We start from the raw sequence: 24,212 nt of genomic DNA on the forward strand, positions 1-24,212 counted from the left end.
GTCCGCTGTGGCAGGTCTCTTTTAGTTGTTGTGCAGGCATTCTCTGTCTGAAGTGAAGTTGATACTGCGGGATGTGTTGCTCATTGTGAGCACACAATGGGTCGACCATGCCGCAAAATGGATAGAGTTGCCTGAGCTCTTGGTTCGTTGATCCGCTCCGAATGAACTCTTGGGAGGCCTGTTTCATGCTGTCGTTCGCGCGTATGGCTGCTCCGGTCCTGTTGCTCCTCTCTGCAGCGCAACCGGCCCTGGCTCAAAAAGCTCAACCGTTCCCGACAATTGGGGAGGTCATCTCGAATGATCCCGCATTTGCCGAACTGGTTGATCCTGATGCAAAAATCGAAGTGCTCGCATCAGGGTTCAAATGGACGGAAGGCCCATTGTGGGTTCCAGAAAAAGATGGCCCCGGCTATCTGCTGTTTTCTGACATTCCGCGTAACTCGATCATGAAGTGGTCCGCCGCTGAAGGGCTTTCCCTTTTCATGAAACCGGCTGGCTATACCGGGATCTCAGACTACGGAAATGAACCAGGCTCGAACGGATTGGCGCTGGATGCAAAAGGGCGGCTGGTCTGTTGTGAGCATGGTGACCGTCGCGTGTCTGTGCTGACTGATGGTGGAGGAAAGTTGACCATCGCTGATCGCTTTGAAGGAAAGCGGTTCAATAGTCCCAACGATGTTGTCGTGAAATCGAATGGCGACCTCTACTTCACCGATCCGCCATATGGGTTGGGAAAGCAACTGGACGACCCAAAGTGTGAACTTGATTTCTGCGGCGTGTATCGTGCGACTCCAGACGGAAAAGTCACTCTGCTGACCAAAGAACTGACTCGTCCCAACGGCATCGCCTTCTCTCCAGATGAATCCATTCTGTATGTGCCACAGTCGGATCCGAAGAAGGCAATTTTGATGTCCTATAAAGTGAAGCCAGATGGAACCCTGACTGAAGGCAAGGTTCTGTATGACTTCACCAAGGCCGTCCCTGAGCTTCCGGGGCTGCCAGATGGAATGGATGTTGATAAGAAGGGGAATCTCTTTGTCACCGCTCCAGGAGGTGTTTCCGTTCTGACAAAAGACGGGAAGCTGCTTGGCCGGATCAGCACCAACGGAAAGATTTCAAACTGTGCCTTTGGCGGTCCTGATCGTTCGGCTTTGTATCTGACAGCTGATTCTTACCTTTGCCGCATTCAGACCAAGACCTCGAAGTAATCGGAATGCTGCTGGCCGTCGTTGCCTGATCTCTTTGTGTGATTCGGCTGGCATTCATCAATAAAGAAACCGGCCTGACGTTGCTGTGGCAATGTCAGGCCGGTTTGATTTTTTAGATGGCGTTATCGCGTCGCATCACAGACCAGAACGGTCTAGTCGCGGCTGTTGAGTTTGGACAGCAGACGCAGGATTTCGACATACAACCAGATCAGGGTGACGAGCAAACCGAAGGCCCCATACCACTCCATGTATTTCGGAGCACCACGGTTGACGCCTTCTTCAATGAAGTCGAAGTCGAGAACCAGATTCAATGCGGCGACAATCACGATGAATGCGCTGATCCCGATTCCGACCAGACCAGTGTCATGAATGAATGGCATTTTGATGCCAAAGAAACCGAGTACAAAAGTTGCCATGTAGACTAGGAAGATCCCGCCGGTCGCTGCGGTGATTCCCAGTTTGAAGTTTTCTGTGGCGCGAATCAGTCCACTCTGGTAGGCGAACAGCAACGCGAACATTGTTCCGAATGTCAGGAACACCGCCTGCATGACGATTCCGTTTGACGCCTGATTGTAAATCGCTGAAAGACCGCCCAAAAACAGTCCTTGTGCCAGTGCGTACAGTGGGGCTGTGACTGGAGCCCATGTCGGTTTGAATGATGTCGCAATCGCGAAGATCAGACCAACAATGGCTCCCCCGATCATGAGCGGCATGGTGGCCGGGCTCTGATTCAGGAAGAGATTCCAGCTGAAGGCGGCTGAGGCGACGACAGTTGCCAGCAAAACTGTTGTTTTGAGGGCTGTTCCGTTCAGAGTCATCAACTGTCCACGCTCCAATTGAGCGGACATGTCGAAGCCTTCAAACGTCTTTTCATTCAGTGTGGGGTTGCCCGTTCTCATTGACTTATTTCTCCTGGGAGAGTGAGTGCTCGGCTGGTCGACCTGAATTCAGCTGTCAGGTTAAGTGGAACTGATAACCTAGCGATCAGTGGTCGGCGTTCAATCGAGACAGTTTCCGGTGACTTGAAAAATCGGCCTGAAATTGTGGACCAAATTCGAAGAATCTTGTTGAGACTCCCAAAGTTTTGATCACCAATAGTATACATCAGTATTCGAATTTCAGGTGGTAAGCAATTCCGTTTTGAGTGAATTCATGGTACACCCCAATAAGTGATCATTTCTGCAGGCATTTCCTGCTTCTCGAATCCGGAACCGACAATGGATCTCAAGTCAGAACGGTCAATTCTGGCTTTCGGATGAAATTTGTTGGAATACTGGAAACGAATTCAGAGAAATCCGCGTCTAATTCGTTGTGATAATGGCATCAGACGATTCTCGACTGATTGATCAAACACTGACAGGAAACACAGAAGCATTCGGGGAATTGGTCCTGCGCTATCAGGATCGCCTGTATTGCACGCTGGTCCATCTGTTGGGATCGGTCCACGATGCGCGCGATGTCGTGCAGGATGCGTTTCTGCTGGCCTTTCAGAAACTGCACACGTTTCGAAAGGATGCCTCCTTCTATTCGTGGTTATTTCGCATCGCCTACAACGTTGCGGTGACCAACCGCAGAAAGATTCGAAAAGGAATCTCATCTTTGAGTGCTCCTGCGGATGAGGGAGCACGGGACGTGAGCGATCCACACCCGGAATCTGATCCTTCCAGAGCCATGCAGACTTCTGAGATCTCTGATCAGGTTCAGGCCGCGCTTGAGCAATTGGCTCCTGAGTACAAGGATGCCCTGATACTGAAGGAAATTGAAGGCTTTCAGTACGAAGAGATTTCCACGTTACTAAACTGCCCCGTTGGAACGGTTCGCAGTCGTATTCACCGTGCCAGACAGCTCTTGCGGGAGCGATTAGCCAGAGTTGTCGAACGCGAGCAGAAGTGATTCAGATCATGTCGTATTCCGGTCCATTCGAATTGTTGTCTGCCTATGTTGATGGGGAACTTCCCCCTCAGCAGGTTGCCGAGTTGGAAAAGCAACTCGAGAACGATGAAGGACTGCGCGAACAACTGGCAGAACTGAAGGAATTGTCTCAGGCGATTCAACGATTGCCTCGTCAATCTGCTCCGGATGATTTGAAGGATTCGGTGATTGAAGCCATTCAGGCAGCAAATCGCAGTTCAGTCAGTCGCCCGATTCCCCTGGCTGGACCTTCAGGTAAGGCAGCGTTGAATCGCCGCTGGTATCGGTCTCCTGCTGCAATCGTTGGCTCCGTACTCACGATTGGTTTCGCGTCTGTTTGGTTGCCGAGGCTGTGGCTTCAGAATGGAATGGACGACCAGAAATTGGCGTCTCATGCGGAAATGGCCGTCCTTGAAGTGCAACCTGCCTTGATGGAGCATGCTCAACCGATGGAAATGGCAGCGACAATGTCTGCCAGCGGTGGGCAGGATGCATTTGGATTCAATTTACCGGATGGGGCTGATGGAAACGCAATTTCCAATGCTGATATGCGGCCTGTTCCTGTTGTTGAACTGACCGCGGAACAGTTGCGTCAGAAGATTGCCGAAATGGGACGCCTTCCTCAGATGGGCAACACAATTCAGGTGCCGACCTCCATCCAGACGGATGATGGTGAAAAGCGAATTGTTGTCGTCTTCACTGTGATCGACGTCGCCAGAACGTTGGATCAGTTACAGGTTCTGGTTCAAAATGACCAGATTCGTACACTTGACAATCGGTTGTTGTCGGAACTGTCTCCGGAAGCGAGAACATCGTCCATCAGTGCCATTTCGTTGCAACTGGACATGGATGGTTCCGAGATGGCGGCTTTGTTGAATCAGGTCCCTGCTGTGGACGCGATGATGTATCTGGAAGACGGCGGAGCAATCGCGTCGACTTCTGCGGACAAGGAAGAATTGCAGACACTGTCGATCAGTCGGGCGTCGGTTCCTGCGGCTCCTCAGTTGAAAACGCAGGCTGCTCCTGTCGCGGCCGGAAATGATCTCATTCAGAAGCAGTCGATGGTTCAATTTCGGTTCGATCAGTTGAGCCAGAAAAACCTGGCGTTGGTCCCTTCCGGGGCAGCAGGTCAGCAGAAAGACAATGCCGTTGCAGGAATGGCGGCTCGGTCGATGTCAGAGAATGCGTTGACAGCGCCGCAGCCCGGTGTTGCCACTGTCGCCCCGCCAATGCAGCCACTCTCTGCAGCGAAACCGGTGCCTCAAGTGAACGGCAAGGTCGGTTCGATACCTGCTGTTTCTGCAAAGTCCGCTGCGGCCGCGGAACATTATCGCGCGATTATTTTGATTCAACGCGCCCCTCCTGTTGCCCCGGCTCCATAGGCTGGTTTAAAGAGTTGCATCGAAGGTCGTTGCTCTGTTCTGCGGAATTCTGATCCGAAGGCTCATTCTCAGGCCGGGATCATTGCCGATTCACTGGTTGCCTGCGACACTTTCTTGTTGGCAAAAGACGCCACATGTCTGGCGTGGTGCCTCTGATTTCGATTTCAACCTCAGACGTTATTGAAACATGTCCTCGATTGAACCGACTCGCGACCTGATTGAAGTTTTCGAGAACCCATTCCCGGGTCGCAACTATGTCATCGATACAATCTGCCCGGAGTTCACCTCGCTCTGTCCAAAGACAGGCCAGCCTGACTATGGGACGCTGACGATATCGTACATCCCGAATCAGAATTGCTTCGAATTGAAGTCTCTGAAGATGTACTTGCAGCAGTATCGCAATCACGGGGCATTCTACGAACGTGTGACGAACACGATTCTGGACGATCTCATTGGTGTTGTCGAACCACACTGGATGAAGATCGAAGCGGCGTTCACTCCTCGCGGTGGAATTCGCACGACCGTGATTGTCGAGCATCCATCAAAGCCGTTTCCTGCATAATGCAGACGGAGCTCACCCTCGTTGAAAGATGAGAGTGAACGGTGCTTCTTAATGGCACCTGATTTGAACACGTTGAATGGAACCGGTTCCCTGTCTCCTGAGACTTGCTGGAGATCAGGGAACCGTTCTTGTTACTGCTGTACGCTGGATTGAAGAATCAGAGATGCTGCGGATCGGCTTCGCGGTTCACCTCTTAACTCCATTCGACCTTACGACGGACGATAAGTTGCGAAGGCCTTGGTCGTTTCCCAAAGGCAGACTTCGACAACTGGCAGCCCTTGTGATTTTGCGTAGTCGAAAATCATCTTGGAAATTGTTTCGGCGGTGGGGTTGGTGTCAATAATGACCAACGGCTCGCCCATGTCTTTCAGGTACTGCAACGCCGGATCATCTTTGCAGAGAATCATGCGGTGATCGAGTTCGTCATCGATCCATGTGCGGACGATGTTTTTGATGTCAGTGAAATCGATCAGCATTCCTCGGTGATCCAGATGTTCTCCTTCGATATGGATCACCGCTTTGCCATTGTGACCGTGTAGGTGACGGCATTTTCCACTGTAGTTCAGCAGTCGATGGCCGTAGCAAAATTCGATTTCCTGAGAGACGCGATACATTTCAAACCTATCGAAGGGGCATTTCTGGTGGAGACTGATGGTCTCTGTTCACTATCTCGCTTGATGGAGACCTTCGCAAGAGTGGTTTGAGAAGTCAGAGAACCGGAATCCTGAATCGTGAACCTGTCACCGAGAACAAGTGTCTGAAGTCTGGCAGGGGTTGTTTGTCCCTGCGAATTCAGTACGCAGAGCAGTCGGAATCGGATTGAACTCGTATTTCACTTGACGAAAACCAGTGTCTGGGTCTAATGTGATACGAGTGGAACTGATTTACATGAAAAAACACATCATTCAATTTGGCCTGCTACTAAGCCTGCTTCCCGACGGGAAGTCTTAGGCGAGTGGCAGAATTTGCGTAGCGATTTCTCAACCACCCTGGGACTGAATGTCGGTCCCAGGGTGGTTTTTTTGCGCCCGGACCGTCACGAATGTTCCTCGAATTCGATATTCTTCTCTCTTCAACGTGATCGAGACTCAAGGATCAAATGCCATGGCGGACGACAAAATCATTATCTTCGATACCACTCTCCGGGACGGCGAACAGGCCCCGGGGTGCAGTATGGATACCAATGAGAAACTGAGCGTCGCCCGAGCACTTGTCGACCTGGGAGTCGATGTGATCGAAGCGGGGTTTCCGATCGCTTCCCCCGGCGATTTTGATGCTGTCCAGCAAATTGCCAGAACATTTGGGGATCGAACAACGATTTGCGGTCTTGCTCGCTGTCGTAAAGAAGATATCTCTCGTTCATGGGACGCGTTGAAGGAAGCTCAGAACACGCGCATTCACTTGTTTCTCGCCACCAGTGCGATTCACCGTGAATTCAAGCTGAAGATGGCGAAGGAAGAGATCATTCGTCGCGCTGTTGAGATGGTCTCTTATGCTGGCGAACTGATGACCAGCCGCAGCGACATCACTCGCCCTGACATTGAGTTCTCCCCTGAAGACGCATCACGAACCGAACTCGATTTCTTGTGTGAAGTCGTCGAGCGGGCAATCGAAGCGGGAGCCACAACGGTCAATATTCCTGACACCGTTGGATATGCGACCCCGAGCCATTACTTCAAAGTGATTTCCACATTGAAGGAGAAGGTCTCGAATATCGACAAGGCGATCATCAGCACCCACTGTCACAACGATCTGGGGTTGGCTGTTGCAAACAGTCTCGCTGCGATTGAAGCAGGAGCACGCCAGGTTGAGTGTACGATTAACGGGTTGGGCGAACGTGCCGGAAATGCCGCTCTCGAAGAGATCGTCATGGCGCTCAAAACCCGAAGTGACTACTACAAGGTTCGCACTGAGATCAACACGCCGAAGCTCTATCCTCTCAGCCGGATGGTTTCCAATATCACCGGGATGACGGTTCAGCGTAACAAGGCGATTGTCGGGCAGAATGCATTCGCGCATGAGTCCGGGATTCACCAGCACGGCATGCTGCAGAATCGATCGACCTACGAGATTATGACGCCAGAGGATGTTGGCTTTGTCGGCACCAATCTGGTACTGGGGAAACACAGTGGACGCCATGCCTTCCGTGATCGCGTGAAGTCACTGGGATATGAATTGGATGACGAGAAGTTGCAGCAGGTCTTCGACGATTTCATCGCCCTTGCTGACAAGAAGAAGGAAATCTACGACGCCGATATCGTTGCGTTGATCGAAAATCGGTCAGACGACGCGGAACAGACATGGTCGGTCCAAAGTTTTCAGACATTTGGCGGCACAGGCACCATTCCAACGGCCACCATTGAACTGGTTCATCAGGATGGTCGAGTCGTTCGCGATGCGGCGACTGGTGACGGTCCGGTCGATGCGGCGTTTTGGTGTCTCGAACGAATTGTCGGAGTTCCGGCAAAGTTGCTGGAATACCAGGTTCGCAGCGTCTCCACCGGACAAGATGCTCAAGGTGAAGTCGCCTTGGAGATCGAGGTTGAGAATCGTCGGTATCACGGTAAAGGGGTCAGTACTGACGTCATTCAGGCGAGTGTGGCTGCTTACCTCCAGGCCTTGAACAAGGTTCTGCTGGCAAACCGCGGTCGTGGACCTCGATGGGACAAAGGGGGCGTCTAGAACGTCTTCGATTCTGAGTGGGACTGGACAGAGCCATTCAGATGACTGACACTGCATATTCTTCAGAGTGGGCTGGGTGATCGCTCTTGATCGGTGCTTCGGCGGTTGATTGAGGGAGGAAAGTCCGGGCTCCGCAGGACACGGTGGTGGATAACGTCCACCGTTCGCGAGAACAGGGAAAGTGCCACAGAAAAGATACCGCCGATGGGGTCGAGGCGGGTTCCTCGGAACCCGTTTTGATTCACAGGTAAGGTTGAAATGGTGCGGTAAGAGCGCACCGCGGAACTGGCGACAGTTCTGGCAGGGTAAACCCCACCGGGAGCAAGACCAAGCAGAAAGGATCTCGCAAGAGAACGAAGCGGTCCGTTTCGTCTGACTTTCGGGTCGGTCGCGTCGAGGCGTCTGAGCAATCAGCGTCCCAGAGAAATGATCATCCTCGACAGAACCCGGCTTACAGGCCCACTCTGAAGTTTTATTCTTCTTATTCATGTATCAGAACGCGAGCGGCCGACGAGCCACGCTCTCCGTTCGAGACTTGAACTTCAACGCCTGACCAGGCGCTATGGTGCAATCTTTTGCAGTGCCTGAAGCTGCCCCAGTGAAGAAAGCCGCGCGACATCTGTTGGCGGAACGACAAATAAGCGGCGAGCCAAGCCGAGTTGGTCTGCAGCTGTTTGATAAGCTGTGCTCAGATGCCCGGCTGCTGCGAGAACAATCTCGTCATTGGTGTTCAATCGAGAATTGAGAGCCTGCAACTCGGCTCCGATCAGAATTCCGCTCAGCAGTGCGCTGGATTGCGACGCGGAGTTGCCTTTCAACAGTTGCCCTGTGCGCACCTGAAAGAGAATGCTGCTCAACTCGTCCGTCTGGGCGAGTTGCACTCCTGATTCAAATGCATCTTTCCATTGAGGATGGCTCGAATCTGGCAGTTGAATCGTGCCTGTGGCGTCCTTGAGGGAATGCTGCAGCGAACTTTGATGTCCCAGTACGTCAAACAATTCGCCTGTCATATATGTGCGGAAGTCGACGACGATTCTCTTTTGAATCTGAACGTGCTTGGAGTGCGTCCCCGGCAGGATCACCCAGGTGTCCCCTACTCCATCCAGAGGAACATCTGGGAGCTTTGTCAGCCCCATGAGTTCCACTTCCTCCCCACGCATGACATCCCGATCACTGCGGAGCCCGGAGAGGAGATAAGTTGGGTGACCCGTTGTTGCGGTCTTCTCATCGAGGCGTTCAAACGAGAGGTCACCACCATCCAGTGCGAACGGGACGACTGCATATGGAAGATTACGCCATCCGATCGAAGAACTGGCCATCCCGGAAATGATGATCGGAGTTTGATCGAGAACCGAGTCGACTTTCAACCTCATTGCCGCAACAGATCGGTCAAGCACGTCCCGGAAACGCTCTTCCCGATTCTCTGGACTCGTGGCGGCGGCAGAGAGAATCGCTGCTCCATCTTCTGAACGGCATTCGGCAATGATTGCCCCGTCATTTGTACTGACGAGCCGCAGACGAAAGTTGGTTGTTCCCCAATCGCAATTAAAGAAATAGTCACTCATCGGCTCGCCTCGCACTTGCGCGAGTCTTTCTATTGCGTTGGGGGGAATCGTGGAGTCCACAATGTGTGACTTGTATCCAGTGAATCGTGGCTTTCGTCAAGTCGCACGTTCGAAATTGTGGTTCAGCGGCACTTTGCTGCTGCTTCAAAACAAAAACGGCCCCCATTGCTGAGGGCCGTCTGCATATTGAATTTATCGACATTCATCTGATCGCGAATCAGATCAGCTGCGTGGGGAGTTTACATCCCACATTTTCTGCCATTTGAGCATTCGTCATGCTTGTCGCTGGCGAACATCGAGGAGAATTTTCGCTGGATTCGGCTGGAAAGATATAACAGGTGATCACGTATTGCGTTTTTGCCAACTGGAGTCGGCTTTCCACCTCGTGCTCGAATGGCGGCGTTTGCTCCGTAGAGAGCGCGGCGGCGATCAAGGTCTGGCGTGCGGAACGTGATGCTGAATGAAATCGAGACTTCATTCCCGTTCTTGACCCAGTGTGGGAATGTGACCGGGAAGTGCAGACCTTCGCCTGGCTGAAGTTGGTAGGTCCAGCCGGCCTTCTCGTGTTCGGAATTCAGTTTCAGATTGCGGCCGCGATCCGAATAGAAGTTTTCGAGGTCAATGTCTGAAACGATGTTGCGGTCGTTTCCGTTTAACATGCGGACTTCCTTGGTGCCACGAACCTGAAGCAGGAAGTTATGTTCTGGATCGATGTGATACGGGGTGACAGATCCTGGTGATGTAATGAAAATGAACGCCTGAGGGTGTGTCATCCCCGGCGCGATTGGTTCGGAATAGGGGCGAATCTCTGACAGGCAAGTATCGAGGAGTGCTGAATACTCCGGGTCGCGCTCGACATATTTCAGCACCAGCCACGATTTACATTCTGTAATACGACGGATGGTTTCTTCCGGAGTCAGCCCGTTTCTTGGCGTTAAAGAGCCTTCGAGACTGATCGGAATGTTACCGGCGTTGTACTCAATGCATGATTCTGGCAGTCGCTTTGACAGGTCCAGCAATCGCTCGATTTTGAAGAGCGGATGGTTGCAGAGATGGTGCCCGATCAGAAATGGTTGGCGGCTGAAGTTCGCTTCGAATTCAAGCGGGTGAATCTGCAGCAGCGAGTTGTAGTGATCCGGATCTTTGACTTTTGGAAGTACGGCTGTGTCTGTTTGGCCCATGGTCATGGTCTCTGTTTCGAGTTGAGTCGTATAAACTCGCTTTGGCTCAATTTGATGATGGCTGCGAGTGATTTGTGAATAACAAACCGCGACGATCGTGGTCAGCTTTGACCTCTTTCAGGCGGGATTTGAGTCTGTGATCTTTGTTTGCGTTGAGGTCTGTGTTGTTGATTGCACAGGACTTTGCGTCCCGCGTTTTGGCTTCTTCGACTTGATGAATTGAATGAGTCGACGTTGTGTTCTGCGGAGTGCTCTCAGGAGCGGAAGTGAGCCGATGATTTCGTCACTCCGACCATGTCCGGTGGAGATGAGCAGATGCTGAATCACTCTCCGGTCACGCCAGACCCGATCGATCATGGGATGCCCCGGCGCCGCACAGGAATCTGCCCAATTGATTTCATCCGACTTCAGAAATTGCTGGAGACTTTCGAGTTCCAGTTGAATCCCCGGTGACCATTTGCGAAGTGTTTCGTCGAAGGCGATTTTGAATGCGAAGGCGGCTGGAGGGCTGAAAAGATTCACCTTCATGGCGATGGGATCACCATTCAGAAACAAGCCTTCCAGCTTGATCTTATTTTCTGCGAGTCCCGTCATGATCATGCTTCGGAAGAATCGCGTATCCGCTTCGGCCTGTTGCAGTGCGGTTCCCTGTTGTGCCTTCCATCCTGCTGATTCCAGCTTAAGGAACCAGTCCAGCCAAAGGTCAGTAGTACGAGTGTCTCGCAGGACGCGGTATTCCAGCTGTCCGAGTGATTCGAGCTTGCGGCGTTGACGCTTGAGTTCCCTGAGGTGATGTCCACCAATGCCAAGAATGGCCGTTTCATCAGTCTCGGTGACGTAAGGGGTAATGGCGCGAAGATAATGGTCTTTGATGAATGTCGTCGCGAGGCGTTCTCGCAGACATTCGACCATTCCCTGATGCAGAGCCCCCTCTCCTGAAAAGAGCGGGAACTCGACGGCATGGACTTTGGCGTCAGTTGCAAATTTCAACACACAATGGAAGACGGCGGTCTGAAGTCCCGGCTCGACCAGCGGAGTCGTCAGGAAACAATATGGGTGCTGCCACAAGGTCCATTGACGCGTACGGATGAATCCTCTGGTTTCCACGAATGGAAAGAACCCGCAGAGTCGCTGGCTTCCCGGTTTGGCTTTGTCTGATTTCCAGACGAGGACGATGTGCCAGTGTTCGTTCTGGCAAAGATGAGCTGCAGCGGACTGAAAGAACCACGGAGCGTAATACGCATTCGGTTCAAGAGACGACTCGGAGAGTTGTGTCCACTCTTCGAGATAGGGTGTGAGTTCGCCGACCGAGGTCAGGTGCTGAACGCTGAACGAAGTGTCTCCCCCTAGGGCAATCGTGATGCGGCTTGCATCACCATGCTGAGTGGTTGATTCGGACGGCTTCAATTCCAGCTGAGCCAACGCCATCTGTCTGAACATTCGTAAGGGATGGAAGATTGTTGAATGGTTCTGATGAGATGCGATCGTATTTAAGTCAGGTACTCACCGTGGGATGAGTCCAAGTTTGCCGTGGTGAATCACCTGTCGGGATCGCATTTTTCAGACGCATTCTCTCTGATCCTGAAACGGTAGATCATTCTGAATGGTTGGGCTGAACTGATTGTTGAAAAATGCAGGCTCAGGAAGACTGGATAGGATTTAACGGCAGCACCCTGAAAACCGTTACTTTCGACTCGTTCGTCTTATGCAGCAGATCGATGCTTGTCGATAGAACCGATTAATGAGGATTCGTCATCACTTCGGGGGGATTCTGTGATGAGCCCAGTTCGGTCTACCGCACGTAATCGTGCGTTAAATGTTGCGATGATCGTTGGTTGTGCATCTGGTGTGCAGCTTGCCGGTTGTCTTAATAGTCCATTCCGCTCGGATATTACGAAAGAGACCGGCAGGGTCTCGCAGCAAGTTGAACTTGCTTCTGCTAGAGAAGCGGAAATGGATCGGCTTCTAGACACCAATCAGGTGGAGTTTGCCGGCGGCATCCAGCCTGAGAGCACTTCCGCAGTCGTTCATGTGAACGGCGAGGAAGTGCCTGCGAAACGTTCGCGGTGGATGTTCTGGAAGAAGAATCCATCCGCAGCCACTGAATCAAATGATGCCGAAAAGATTCAGGACAAGTCAGAGAAGATTCAGGACAAAATCGAAAAGTCCGATTCCCTCGCCTCGCGTCCAAACGCACTGACTGAGAATAAATCCTCGACAAGTCGCGCTCTGGCTGCGGAACCTGCTCCTTCTGCCAAGCCGATCAAAGATCTTTCGCCAGAAAACTGGTTTGAGAAAGAGTTCGCTGCGTCGGGAGCCCGAATTTCTGCAGAGAGATCGAAAGCGGCGAGTGATGCAGCTGTTGATGGGGAGCTGAAAGACGCGTCACCATCTGCGACTCCGAAGGCACCCGTAACAGCCTCGGCAACGCCATCTGCAGCTAAGGGGGCGGCTTCATTACAAGCCAAATCCACTGCTGACAATGCTGCAGCACCTGACAAAGCAGCGTTTGAAAACGTGGCAACTGATAAGGCGGCACCTGCAGTCGCAGCGACTGCCAAGTCACCTTTCACTGAGAGCCAGCCTGCTGCTCAGGACACCTGGGCACAGCGTCCGTTTCCTGGAATGGCTGCCGCTAAACCGGCAGAGAAGCCGCAAGCTGTCCCGTCGACAGACTTCGGGAATGCTCCATCTGTGAGTAAGGCTGTGACGAGCGAATCTCCGTTCGGTTCGCCTTCGTGGATGTCTGCAACTCCGAGAAGCACTCCTTCGAAGACTTCGGTTGATCCATTTGCAGAAACCACGACTGGTCTTGCTGCAGGTGCGACTACCGGCGGTGCTGAAAAGACATCTGCCAAAGCAGATCCTTTCAGTCAGGGAACTCCTGCGAAGGAGAACGTTGGGACAGCCTTTGTTGCCTCTACGGATCGCTTCGAACCTAGCCCGACGGACGATGTTTCACAGCGACAACAGCGTTTGAGAGTCCGTGCGCTGATGTCGCAGGCTCATTCAAGTGAGATTCGGGGAGAATTGCATTCGGCTTATCGCAGTGCACTTCTCGCGGAAAAAATTGCGACCGAAAGTCGACTTGCTTTCTCATCTGAAGACGAGAATCCAAGTGAGTTCGCCCGCATGATTTCGGCCAGGATCTTCAAGAGCAATCCATCGAGCCAGTTGGCCAATGCTCCACAGGGGACATTGGAAAATTCCGGTGAGATCGCTACGAAGCCAGCTCCTGAAGCAATGGTATTCACCGCAGCGACTCAGGTTGCTCAAACTCAGGCTCCTCAGCCAGAGAAGCGTGTCGCCGACCAGGCCAGCTCCCCATTCGATTCGCCGTTCAACGAGCGGTTTGCGACTTGGGTAGCAGCTCCGACAACACCTGCTGTGGCGAAGAAAGCCGAGTCGTCCGCGATGGCACCATCTCCGTTTGGGGAAGTGGCATCGACACCGACCACAACGACGTCACGGTTTAAAGCGACAACAATTGAATCGTCAGACGCGTTGCCAGAGATTCGCCCTGGGATGCCGTCTGGAAGCGGTTCAAGAGAAGCTCTGACTGCAAGTGCCGGAGACACATGGAGTGCATTTCCTGCCAGTGCTGCAACACCGACTTTGACGCAGACATCTGCGACTCCTTCCGGATTTGATTCGAAGGGGATGGGAGTTGCTGCATCAGGGATGTCGGACAACGTGCAGTTCGCACTCGGGGAATCGACTCGCTCGGTGAATGAACCGCGTCCGTTCCAAGGTTTCGGAGACTCGACTCAATCGCGAATGCTACCCGATCAGGGGATGGCGTCTGCGACAATTGGGCGGCACCGTCCGATGCTTGAGGCCCCTCCGGTTCCTGCTCCTCCTTTGGAGTTCGTTCAGAATCAGTCGTCGCTTCAGTTTGACGATCCGTTGGCCGAATCCTCAGTCGAAGAACTTGAGCCAGCCAAGACTGCCAGTAACAGGACTCTCTGGATTGTCGTCGGCTTGCTCGGAGCAGGTGTGGCGACTGTGTTTGGCTTGAAAAAGTCTCGCGAACGTGACGAAGAGACGTCTGAAGACGCTCCTTCACTGGAACTGCCGGTTGCTCAAAGCGAACCGCTTGTGGCCGATGAAAACGTCCAGTTCAAGATTAAACGGGCCGCATAGTTCGGTTCAATAAACGTATTCTCAACGTGAAGCAGGGATCATCAACTCGAAAGAGCGGATGATCCCTGCTTTTATTTTTGTCGTCTTGAAAGTGCATTCGACGAACCGGGGTTTATTCCCAGTCGCCAGAAAAGACTTCAGCGGCTGGACCGGTCATAAAGACTTCCCCGGATTCCGCCCATTCCAGAGTCAGGTCTCCGCCAGGCAAATGGCAGAGCACTTTGCGTTCTGTCAGTCCATTCAGGACCCCGGCCACAAGCGAAGCGCAGGCGCCGGTTCCGCAAGCCTGAGTTTCTCCGCTCCCTCGCTCCCAGACTCGCATTTGAATCTCGGATCGGGAGATGACTTTGATGAACTCTGCATTGACGCGCCGAGGAAACGCCGGGTGGACTTCCACCTGGGGACCAATGCCGTGAATCAGGTGGTCATTCAATTCGGGGACGAACGTCACACAGTGGGGATTTCCCATCGAAACCGCGGTGACATGAAGAGTCGTGCCGCCGACGTCCAATGGAACATTGACTGGGGGAGTGCCTGCAAGAGTCGTTGGAATCAGGTCCGCTTCCAGAATCGGCTGGCCCATATTGACGCGGACCTGCTCGACACGTCCGTCGACTGGGAACACCTGCAGAGTGAGAACTCCCCTGCCCGTCTCAATTTTCAGTTCTTCTTTCTTGGCGATGCCGTGGTCATAGACGAACTTGGCGACACAGCGGACACCGTTTCCGCACATCTCTGATTCGCTGCCATCGGCGTTGTACATCCGCATTCTGGCGTCGGCTTGATCGGATGGGCAAATGAGAATCAGCCCGTCACCACCGACTCCGGTGTGTCGGTCACTGATCTTTCTTGCGAGTGCAGGGATGTCTTCCGGCAATGTCTCTGTGAAGGCGTTGACGTAAACGTAATCGTTGCCGGCTCCATGCATTTTCGTGAACCGCATCTCGCAAACTTCCTTTTGAATTGAACGAATCGGAGTCTTGATCTCTGATCGCTGGGAGACAATGCGTTTTCAGTAGCCCCATGAGTGGGGATCCCATGTTGTGGAGATCAGGACATTCAATCTCCGGCGACCTGGTCAGGGGAAATCTGTGGAATCCCGGACGTATCCGCAGTGAATTCTCACGTTCTATCCGGTGTCTGTCCTGACTTTCCACCTGCATGGCATTGTTGCAGAACGCACCGCCGTAACAAGACTTCCAATCGATCTGTCGCCTGACACAGACCAGAATCATGTGGCTGTTCACGGAAGTCTTGAATTGATGCGATCTCTTTTTACGTGACGACTTGCAAAATGTGACTTTCTCAACTACTTTGTGGGCTTCCGTTTTGGGAGCCTTGACACGGTTCGCAAATGGATTCGAGTTGTGGCAAATTGCCAACTCGAATGTCAGGATTGTCCTGCATTGCAGACGTGATTCTGAAGTCATACGTTCGGTTGCCATCGTCAACACGAATTGCCAGAGACCAGACAGAAAGCGGAAAGTTCGGGAACATGGGAGTTAAGAAGACAGGCAAGGGTCGTCGCAAATTGGGTCGCAAGAAGCGTCGTATGCGTGCAAAGATCCGCCACCGTAAATAGTCTGGATGCAGTCAGAGTCATTGGTTTACTTCCCTTGGCCAGCTTTGGTTGGGGAGCAGTAAGTCGTTCGATTTCTGGTTGCCTGTGTACCTGAAAAGTTTCGCGGGAACACGTGATTTATTACGGGTTGTCGCTTATGACTTGATGGTCGCATTGTTTTGTTGCGATGTGCTGCGCGAACGTTGCTCTTCAATAACAGGAAGAGCAACGCGCAGGCTCGTAATTGATGTGCCGTCTCAACTTGCGAGTTGATTGTATCCGGTGCCGCGCAGGTTTTTCTTTCTACTCCTGCTTTTCGTTGGTCCCACTCGCTTTTTCTGTGGTGATCATTCTCTTTTGACCAACTCAGTTCATGCTTGAACTGTATGTGATCCCTCTTCCTCGATGGAATTTGCTCCTTATTTGCCTCCGGCGTTGTACGTCATGCCCAGCTGCTTTTGGAGTTGCTGCATTTTCCCAGAGTGGCGATAAGCTGTCTTTACAATTCTGTAAATCAACGTGAACAGGCCGCTTGCCAGAGGTGCCGATTGTATCTATTTTGAGGATTGTAAGACGATTCGGAGCGCAGGCCGCATCGTCGCTTCTACTTGATAGATCAATTTGGGAGCATCGACGATGTCGCTGTTTGCGTCATTTCTAAACGACGAATCTGGAGCGGTTCTCTCTGCTGAGACTGCTTTGCTGGGAACAATGGCCGTGGCGGGAGCAACCGTAGGCCTTTCAACAGTTTCGACTGCCGTTCAGGATGAGCTTGCTGAAGTAGCCTACTCTTTTAGAAGCCTCGATCAGAGCTATTCATTCGAAGGGCGAAGGAGCGGTTCCGCATGGACTGCAGGCTCAAGCTTCATTCAGCGCCCGGCAGCGGAGTCGATCACTGATCTGCAAAAAGAATACGAACGGAAGAAGTCCGAAGCTGCGACGAGTGAGAGAGGTTCGGACGCTGCTGAGTCTGCCGAACAAGATGATCAGCGGTAATCGATTCACTGGGCGAGAAATTTCAAGACGCAGCGAAGTGGCTTTCGTGTCACTTGCTGCGTCTTTTGTTTTATACAACGGCTTGCGACGCGACTTTTCGATCGTCGAACTTCAGTGTTCTCGGTGCGACGCTGCTGCTATGCGCTGCGGCGAAGTTCGGCGGCCTCAGCAGATTCGTTTTCGAGTTCAGCTTCCCGTTGAGCCATCAACTCAAGCTGCGAGAGCGAGTATTCCTGGTTTAGTTCGACTTCTTCTGTGATGACAGGTGCAGTCTGCGATTCAATCGGAGCCTGCGGCTGTTTTGCGGCAGATTGCAGTCGAGCAATTTCTGCAAGCAATGCTCTGGCGCCACTTTCTCGGCCTGACTCTGCTTTTTGCAGGAAGTCCAAGCCGTTTGCTAAGACGTGAAGCAGTTCTTCTGGCGAGAGTTGTGGTTCGCTGATCTGGGCTTCTGGAAGTGCAACTTCTTCTTGATCCACGGTAAATGCGAAGGTCCCGATCTCGATCAGGTCTCCGCGATGCAGTTCGCTCTCACGGATTGTTTGACCATTCACTTTGAGCGGTGGATCAGAAACGAAGGCATCGATCCACAAGCTGCTTCCCTGAGGAATGATGATGCTGTGCAAGATCGGAATCTGACCGCCCAGTTGCAAGTGACAATTACTGCCTGAGCCGATCAGGAATCGGTTTCCTTCGATTGGACGACGTGGAAACTGAGAACGCCCACGTTCAATTACCAATACAAAGCCGGAACTAGCGGATGATGCTGTTTCCATGGCACGTCCTTGAGGTCTTCAGCAAAAAATAGAGAGCTGGCGTGTGCGGAGCTGCAATGGCGATCTGCCATTTCATGTCATCGGCAGAGATTAGGCATCGATTTATGTCAATTTGCAACAGAAGCGGCGGTTTCTCTTAATGAGTTGATTTCACGTGAACTAATCGGAATTGATCACCATTACGACCCTCTTAGCGGACGATTTTACGTGACTGTCCGGCGAAAGTTGCCGATGGCGGGGCAGCCTGCGACCGGTGGAAAGACTCATGTTGTTGTCTGGATTGCTGTCTTTTAGTGTTCGAGAAACATTCTGGGCCTTTCCCCCCAGTCTTTCTTGTTGCCACCGGAGTTACAGGCATGCGTCGAACTACAGTTTCTGTCATGTTGTTTCTCTTTGTCATCGCCGGGGGGGCGGCAGAGGTGCAGGCTGGAAAGGGGTGGAACTCCCAGCTTCCGGCTGGCCGTCCGATTCGCCCACGAGTGCTTCCTTATGATGATCAGATGAAGGCTGTTATCTGCACAAATCGCCCTGTCCCTCCGAACTGGATTATTGTTGGCATTCAGAATTCGCCAGCATGCAATGGGCTAGGAAAGAATGCCTGGGTGATTCAGCGCCTCCCGAACTATCCGGGGGCAGATATGATCATCTGCGGTAATCAGCCGATTCCTCCAGGCTGGGCCGCTATTGAATCCGTCCGCACGGTCTACTGCGGGCATGGTGTGAACGGAATTCGCATTCGCAAAATGTAATTGCTGTTTTGCGGGGCCTGTAGTTGTCAAATTATGGCAGCGACGCATCGAGGTGACGGCGTTTTTACCTTCGATTTGCCTGAAGAATTGCGGCTTCGCCCATTGTGATTTTCCCTTGAACCGAACGGAAATTCCCCCTCTGAGTTATTCTGCACTGAAAATCATTCAGATGGTTGTGGGGTGGGATGTTTGGTCTAGAATGAGGCAATCGGAGTCAACGAACTCACTTGCCTTGAGGAGAATGAATCGATGGCCTACACACTGCCACCGCTGCCGTATGCTTATGACGCACTTGAGCCACATATTGATGCACGAACGATGGAAATCCATCACACAAAGCATCATCAGGCTTACATCACAAACGTGAACAAAGCGCTGGAAGGTCATCCGGAACTGGCTGCAAAGTCAGTTGAAGATCTCGTGAAAGATCTTTCTTCTGTTCCAGAATCAATTCGCACTGCCGTCCGCAACAATGGCGGCGGTCACGCGAACCACACGTTGTTCTGGACAATTTTGAAGCCAGCAGGCGGCGGCGAGCCAACAGGCGCCTTGGCAGAAGCAATCAAGAGCGAACTCGGCGGGTTCGAGAAGTTCAAGACCGACTTCAATGCTGCTGCAACCACCCGATTCGGCAGCGGCTGGGCTTGGCTGTCTGTTGATAAAGCCGGCAAGCTGGTTATTGAAAGTAGCCCAAATCAGGACAATCCACTCTCCGAAGGCCGAACACCAATCCTCGGTCTCGACGTCTGGGAACACGCTTACTACCTGCACTACCAGAACCGCCGTCCAGATTACATTGGGGCATTCTGGAACCTGGTGAACTGGGAAGAAGTCAGCCGCCGTTACGCTGCTGCCAAGTAATGGTGTGATCACCCGTTTCTGACAGGTTTGATTAACCTGTCAATTCAGGTTTGAAATGCCAGTTGATTGCGAATTCAGCCAATCAGTTCTGTCGCGATGACGGTGGTTTGGTCGATCTGCATTTAAAAACACAGGTGAGACAAAATAATGTCTTGCCTGTGTTTTTTGTTGGTGCACTCTGCTTTGAGTGGAGGCATCTGAAGAATTGCGAGAAAATTGCAGGCGAGTGCGCCGCAAGGGAACCTTACTCTGCCACAGCGACTTGCGTGTAATGGTGAAGCATGATTCCTGCAGCGATCCCGACGTTCAGCGAGTCGATCTTCTCTGCCATCGGGATCATGATCTTCTGATCCGCAAGTGCGGTCATTTCTGGTGGAAGACCATCTGATTCGTTACCGAGAATCAGGACCATCCTCGCTGGGCGTTTTGCTGTTGCGAGAGGGATTGCCTGATCATCCAGCACACTTGCGAGTGCGGAATACCCGAACTCCTTTCTCATGCGTTGAAGATCGTCGTTGAATGAGTTGGTTTCGCGAATCGGAAAGAGAAACGCGTTTCCCATCGAGATGCGAAGTGTTCTACGGCAGAAAGGGTCGGCAGAACGATTGCCGACGAGCAATCCGTCTGCTCCAAACGCAGCAGAGATCCTGATAATCGTCCCCAGATTGTCTGGATCGGCGGTGTGTGGGCAGGCGACGATCAGTCGCGGCTTCTGGTCGTTGGCAAACCATTCATCAACGGCCGAACTCTGTTTACGGTACCCGCAGGCCAGCATCCCATTGTGGAACTGATATCCGACCAGTGGTTCCAATGCCGGAAGTGGAGCGACAAAGACCGGGACATCATCAGGGACCGTGGCTGGAAGTCGACGCAAATGGGAATCGGCGACGAGTATCGAAGCAAGCTGGAAGTCGCTTTCGATCAGCCGTTCAACGAGTCGGATTCCCTCTGCTACGAAGAGGCCGGACCAACGAGTCAGGTTAGTCGACTTCAAGTTGCGGTACGGTTCAAGCCGCGGATCGTCGAGAGATTCAAGATGAATTACAGGCATCGTCTTCTGTGCGATCACTTCAATTGAGATGAGAAAGAGAGAGTGGTCAAGCGGCAATCTGATGAGCGAACTGGGCTAGAGTGGTTCTCGAACTGGTGTGGCGTGACAGGCACGCGGCATTCAGATTTTCTCCTATCGAGAAGGCTGCTGCGCGGCCACATGATAGAGCGATACGGTCTAGACTGGGACTGTCGTCGTGACTGATGGTCGAGAAACCTCTCGATACAGATTCAGAGTTGCATCCATCATGTGATCGACATGGAATTGCGCTTGAATTCGCTGTCGACCGCAGGCTCCCATTTCCCTCGCACGATCCGGATTGTCCAGGAGATAACGCATTCGTTCTGCAAGTGCGACATCATCTGAAGGAGGCACCAGTAATCCAGTCATCCCATCGACGACAACACTGAAGACCCCGCCGGAGTCACAGGCGATGACAGGTAAGCCCCAGGCCATTGCATCCAGGATGGTCGACCCGAGTCCTTGCTTGAGTGCAGGCAGGACGAAAATGTCCATCGCCTTCAATGCAGAACTGAAGTCGAGAAGATTTGGGAGAATCGTGACTGCATGTGAAATCTGCAGGTCGAGTGCCAGTCGCCGCAAGGATCGTTCTTCTGGGCCAGAGCCAGCAATGACAAATAATGTGTCCGGTCGCCCTTTCAAGATTCGCACTGCCGCACGCAGGAAGTGTTGAATCCCTTTCCCGGCTTCGAGTGGACCGGCGGTGCCAATCACAGGGGCTCGACCTGACGAGAAGAGTTGGGAGAGCTCTGAATCTTTCGGGGGCATCACTCCACTGGGGACAACGGTGACGAGTGATTCAGGGATTTTGGTTCGTTCCAGCAATTCATTCTTCACGGAATCGCTGACAGTGACGACCCGCTGGCACCATTGAGGGTCGATCTGAAATCGTTCCCGATCTCGCAGGTAATCGTGAACAGTGACGACGTAGGGACACTGAAGCCTACGAGAAAACCAGGCGCCGACAGCATGTAAACTGCGATGCTGGATGTCGATGATCGTCGGGACCTTGGAACGCAGGTCGCTCGCCAGAAAACGACAGGTGACAGGGCCGACAAGAGGCCAGTTCAGGTAACGTGACGTTCTTGTTTCGACCGAGTTGATGGGCAATTTTGTGGCAGAATCGGTTGCCACGAGCCGGAGAGTAACGCCCTGCTTTGGCAATCGAACCGCAAGAGACTGTGTCCGAGCGGAACTTCCTCGTAATTGAGATGTTCCGGATAACATTAAGACGTTGAGCCGATCACTTGCCTCATTCAGAGCCACAACTTGCAGTACCCCTCTCGTAAATTGATTCGTGTCTGGATTGAGTGCCTGAAACGCAGATTTGCGTACCGGCTACTTGCGCAATCCCAGAGGTTTGCTGAAGATTTCGTTGATGACAAATGCGTTTTTCAATTCACCACGATTGCGCAGTCGGGTGGCCAATATCACCGCAGGGCTGGCATTTGAATTGAGCGTGTCATTCGAGATGATTTGTCTTGTGGATGCCAGCAGACCTGAGAGCGGTCTGGATTCAACGGTTGTGTGACTGGCTTGAGACACGGGTTGCGTTGACGCAAAGTTTCCAGCGCCAGGCATCGGCGCAATTGGCTTCAGATCCTGATTCTGGTCGTTGAAAATGCTGCTCTGTTTTGTGACCGGTGGGGATGGCTGTTGAGTTTGCTGCTTGCCGCCTCGGCGTTCTCCGTTCCCTCGCTGCTGTTTCCCTTGCTTTCGCTGCTGCTTACCTGCCTGTTCCCGCCAGATTTCTTCTCGCGATGGCGGTGGTTGCCGTCGGGTTTGCTGGGGGTTCTGTCGTGAGTCAGGCATCTCAACGACAACAACATCGCCCTGAGGAGCACGTCGCTGGTTTGGCCGACCGCCGTTGTTAGGGCCCTCCCTTTTCTGTTGCAGGAACTTGTCAATTTCGTTGCTGACCCGTTTGGACTGCTCAGCTTTCTTGGCGTTCCCTTGCGGGTCTTCCGCCTTAGTTTTCAGATAGTTGAAGAGCCACGAGAAGAACGCGACAACGAAGAAAATCAGAAAGCCAAAGTCGCCATCAGCTAACAGCGCAAATGAAGTATCGATGATCATCGTCTTTCCCTTCAATGTCTGCTGGCTTGATCGACTCGGTTACCGTTGTACGCTGAGTTGATCTTCCGGTCTCCGGCACGCGGGAATTGAAATTCATCTTGTGAAACTGACAGGCGACAACAACTGTGGCGACTGAACTGGATCACTATCTTGTGCCGGTATGAAACGGCTTTGGAATCACAGGGCTGAGCAACCCAATGGTCCCTGCACCTTCTATTTTGACGCTTCAGGCTCGCTGCAGGAAGGACAAAGTTTGTGGATTTGCTTTGAACTTACCGCTGAGGCCAGACTTCCTGCCGCTCGACTATCGTCGTGAAGCAGGTGAGACTTCATCACCGACTCCGGCGATGGCGGAACGCATCGAGGTGTCTGCCTGAACATTCTTCAACTCGTAATAGTCCAGAAGGCCAATTTTGCTTTCGCGAAACGCCTTTGCAATCGCCATTGGGACTTCGGCTTCTGCCAAGACCACCGCTGCGCGGTTCTCGGTCGTTTTAGCGACCATTTCCTGTTCGCGGGCGGCAGCTGTCGCACGGCGTTGCTCTGCTCGAGCTTGTGCAACTCGCACGTCGGCTTCTGCCTGGTCTGCTTGAAGGCGAGCACCGATGTTGTCGCCCACATCAATATCAGCGATATCGATGGAAACGATTTCGAAGGCTGTTTGAGCTTCAAGCCCTTGATTCAACACGGTTTGAGAGATGCGGTCCGGATTCGCGAGCACAACTTTATACGATTGTGTCGAGCCGATTGCCTGAACGATCCCCTGCCCGACGCGTGCGATCACGGTCTCTTCGGTTGCTCCCCCGATGAGTTGTTGAATGTTGGTTCGTACCGTAACACGGGCTCGAGCCTTCAACTGAATTCCGTCACCGGCGACGGCATCAAGTGTTCCTGACGACTTTTTCGGGTCAGGACAGTCAATTACTTTCGGGTAAACGCTCGTTCGTACCGCGTCGAGTACGTCGCGTCCGGCCAGGTCGATTGCCTGTGCAATCTGCCAGTCCATGTCGATCCCGGCACGTTGAGCAGCAATCAAAGCTCGGATCACATTCGGGACGTTGCCGCCGGCGAGATAGTGGGCTTCGAGGGCTCGCGTTGTGATCTTGTTATTGCCGGTCAGACCTGACTGCACAGCCATGATTTTGCTGCGAACAATAATGTCTGGGCGGACTTTACGAATTGACATCATGACAAGTTGGGTCATCGTGATGCCCGCACTTGTCATTTTGCTCTGAATCCACAGACCGAAATATCGGGCAAACACTGCGATGAAAATCAGCAGCAGGATGAAGCCAATGCCAAGCACCGCAATCCAAAATCCAGGTCCCATGCGTGCCTCTGGTCTCTATACTGATGGGGAATATCGCCTTTGCTCTCAACGTATTACCATACGTGTCTTTGCGTGCAATTCGCAAGTCAAGAGCTCATTCGAGTTCCGGTTTACGCGGCAGGAGCCGAAGTTGCCTGCGGGAAGACCCGGTGACATG

The 24,212-nt window shown here is 52.6% G+C and carries 20 protein-coding genes and 1 other RNA gene; 10 read left to right on the forward strand and 11 right to left on the reverse strand.

Translation table 11 applies throughout. The features are described from left to right. Nucleotides 1-185: 185 nt before the first annotated feature. Entirely contained in the window at nt 186-1,208 is a 1,023-nt protein-coding gene (locus tag SH527x_RS02585; RefSeq protein ID WP_437193097.1) for an SMP-30/gluconolactonase/LRE family protein, read from the forward strand. A 152-nt stretch (nt 1,209-1,360) separates the two neighbouring features. Here the strand turns inward: SH527x_RS02585 and SH527x_RS02590 are convergent, their stop codons facing one another. Then, the gene (locus SH527x_RS02590) at nt 1,361-2,107 is read right to left on the reverse strand and encodes a Bax inhibitor-1/YccA family protein (RefSeq protein ID WP_437193098.1); all 747 of its coding nucleotides are present in this window, start codon (nt 2,105-2,107) and stop codon (nt 1,361-1,363) included. Between the two features lie 418 nt (nt 2,108-2,525). Between SH527x_RS02590 and SH527x_RS02595 the strand changes: the two genes are divergently transcribed. From SH527x_RS02595 to queF, 3 genes are all read left to right on the forward strand, one after another. Continuing rightward, nucleotides 2,526-3,101, forward strand: coding sequence for an RNA polymerase sigma factor (locus tag SH527x_RS02595; RefSeq protein WP_437193099.1), 576 nt, complete (start codon nt 2,526-2,528; stop codon nt 3,099-3,101). A gap of 8 nt (nt 3,102-3,109) precedes the next feature. Then, nucleotides 3,110-4,501, forward strand: a complete 1,392-nt coding sequence (locus tag SH527x_RS02600; RefSeq protein ID WP_437193100.1) for an anti-sigma factor family protein — start codon at nt 3,110-3,112, stop codon at nt 4,499-4,501. 187 nt (nt 4,502-4,688) lie between these two features. Continuing rightward, entirely contained in the window at nt 4,689-5,063 is a 375-nt protein-coding gene (gene queF, locus SH527x_RS02605) for a preQ(1) synthase (RefSeq protein ID WP_437193101.1), read from the forward strand. A 209-nt stretch (nt 5,064-5,272) separates the two neighbouring features. Here the strand turns inward: queF and SH527x_RS02610 are convergent, their stop codons facing one another. Further along, nucleotides 5,273-5,677, reverse strand: coding sequence for a 6-pyruvoyl trahydropterin synthase family protein (locus SH527x_RS02610; RefSeq protein ID WP_437193102.1), 405 nt, complete (start codon nt 5,675-5,677; stop codon nt 5,273-5,275). A 490-nt stretch (nt 5,678-6,167) separates the two neighbouring features. Between SH527x_RS02610 and SH527x_RS02615 the strand changes: the two genes are divergently transcribed. Both SH527x_RS02615 and rnpB read left to right on the forward strand, forming a co-directional pair. Further along, complete coding sequence (locus SH527x_RS02615; RefSeq protein ID WP_437193103.1) at nt 6,168-7,745, forward strand: 2-isopropylmalate synthase; 1,578 nt, start codon at nt 6,168-6,170, stop codon at nt 7,743-7,745. A gap of 64 nt (nt 7,746-7,809) precedes the next feature. Beyond that, nucleotides 7,810-8,215: RNase P RNA component class A (gene rnpB, locus SH527x_RS02620), an RNA gene on the forward strand. A 90-nt stretch (nt 8,216-8,305) separates the two neighbouring features. Here rnpB and SH527x_RS02625 read toward each other — a convergent pair. From SH527x_RS02625 to SH527x_RS02635, 3 genes are all read right to left on the reverse strand, one after another. After that, entirely contained in the window at nt 8,306-9,310 is a 1,005-nt protein-coding gene (locus tag SH527x_RS02625) for a 2-dehydro-3-deoxygalactonokinase (RefSeq protein WP_437193104.1), read from the reverse strand. 239 nt (nt 9,311-9,549) lie between these two features. Beyond that, complete coding sequence (locus SH527x_RS02630; protein ID WP_437193105.1) at nt 9,550-10,497, reverse strand: JmjC domain-containing protein; 948 nt, start codon at nt 10,495-10,497, stop codon at nt 9,550-9,552. Between the two features lie 111 nt (nt 10,498-10,608). Next, the gene (locus SH527x_RS02635) at nt 10,609-11,919 is read right to left on the reverse strand and encodes a GNAT family N-acetyltransferase (protein WP_437193106.1); all 1,311 of its coding nucleotides are present in this window, start codon (nt 11,917-11,919) and stop codon (nt 10,609-10,611) included. A gap of 348 nt (nt 11,920-12,267) precedes the next feature. On the opposite strand from SH527x_RS02635, the gene SH527x_RS02640 reads away from it, so the two are divergent. Further along, nucleotides 12,268-14,634: a hypothetical protein gene (locus SH527x_RS02640; protein WP_437193107.1), complete on the forward strand. Its 2,367-nt coding sequence runs from the start codon at nt 12,268-12,270 to the stop codon at nt 14,632-14,634. Between the two features lie 112 nt (nt 14,635-14,746). Here SH527x_RS02640 and dapF read toward each other — a convergent pair whose 3' ends face one another. Further along, nucleotides 14,747-15,577: a diaminopimelate epimerase gene (gene dapF / locus SH527x_RS02645; RefSeq protein WP_437193108.1), complete on the reverse strand. Its 831-nt coding sequence runs from the start codon at nt 15,575-15,577 to the stop codon at nt 14,747-14,749. Nucleotides 15,578-16,831: 1,254 nt separating this feature from the next. Here dapF and SH527x_RS02650 point away from each other — a divergent pair. Next, nucleotides 16,832-17,191 (forward strand): Flp family type IVb pilin, encoded by a 360-nt coding sequence (locus tag SH527x_RS02650; RefSeq protein ID WP_437193109.1) that lies wholly within the window; start codon nt 16,832-16,834, stop codon nt 17,189-17,191. 137 nt (nt 17,192-17,328) lie between these two features. Here the strand turns inward: SH527x_RS02650 and SH527x_RS02655 are convergent, their stop codons facing one another. After that, complete coding sequence (locus SH527x_RS02655) at nt 17,329-17,967, reverse strand: FHA domain-containing protein (RefSeq protein WP_437193110.1); 639 nt, start codon at nt 17,965-17,967, stop codon at nt 17,329-17,331. A 356-nt stretch (nt 17,968-18,323) separates the two neighbouring features. Between SH527x_RS02655 and SH527x_RS02660 the strand changes: the two genes are divergently transcribed. Further along, entirely contained in the window at nt 18,324-18,716 is a 393-nt protein-coding gene (locus SH527x_RS02660; RefSeq protein ID WP_437193111.1) for a hypothetical protein, read from the forward strand. 249 nt (nt 18,717-18,965) lie between these two features. Further along, nucleotides 18,966-19,577 carry a superoxide dismutase gene (locus SH527x_RS02665; protein ID WP_437193112.1) on the forward strand — a complete coding sequence of 204 codons (612 nt, stop codon included), beginning with the start codon at nt 18,966-18,968 and terminating at the stop codon, nt 19,575-19,577. Between the two features lie 244 nt (nt 19,578-19,821). Here the strand turns inward: SH527x_RS02665 and SH527x_RS02670 are convergent, their stop codons facing one another. The 4 genes from SH527x_RS02670 to floA all read right to left on the reverse strand — a co-directional run bounded on the left by SH527x_RS02670 (nt 19,822) and on the right by floA (nt 24,055). Then, nucleotides 19,822-20,628 carry a TrmH family RNA methyltransferase gene (locus SH527x_RS02670; RefSeq protein WP_437193113.1) on the reverse strand — a complete coding sequence of 269 codons (807 nt, stop codon included), beginning with the start codon at nt 20,626-20,628 and terminating at the stop codon, nt 19,822-19,824. A 177-nt stretch (nt 20,629-20,805) separates the two neighbouring features. Beyond that, nucleotides 20,806-21,876 (reverse strand): glycosyltransferase family 4 protein, encoded by a 1,071-nt coding sequence (locus tag SH527x_RS02675; protein ID WP_437193114.1) that lies wholly within the window; start codon nt 21,874-21,876, stop codon nt 20,806-20,808. Between the two features lie 111 nt (nt 21,877-21,987). Beyond that, a complete protein-coding gene (locus SH527x_RS02680; RefSeq protein ID WP_437193115.1) occupies nt 21,988-22,725 on the reverse strand; it encodes a hypothetical protein in 738 nt (245 codons plus the stop codon). Between the two features lie 304 nt (nt 22,726-23,029). Next, nucleotides 23,030-24,055 carry a flotillin-like protein FloA gene (floA, locus tag SH527x_RS02685; RefSeq protein ID WP_437193116.1) on the reverse strand — a complete coding sequence of 342 codons (1,026 nt, stop codon included), beginning with the start codon at nt 24,053-24,055 and terminating at the stop codon, nt 23,030-23,032. Nucleotides 24,056-24,212: the final 157 nt, after the last annotated feature.

Source organism: Planctomicrobium limosum (assembly GCF_051465645.1).
GTDB lineage: Bacteria > Planctomycetota > Planctomycetia > Planctomycetales > Planctomycetaceae > Planctomicrobium.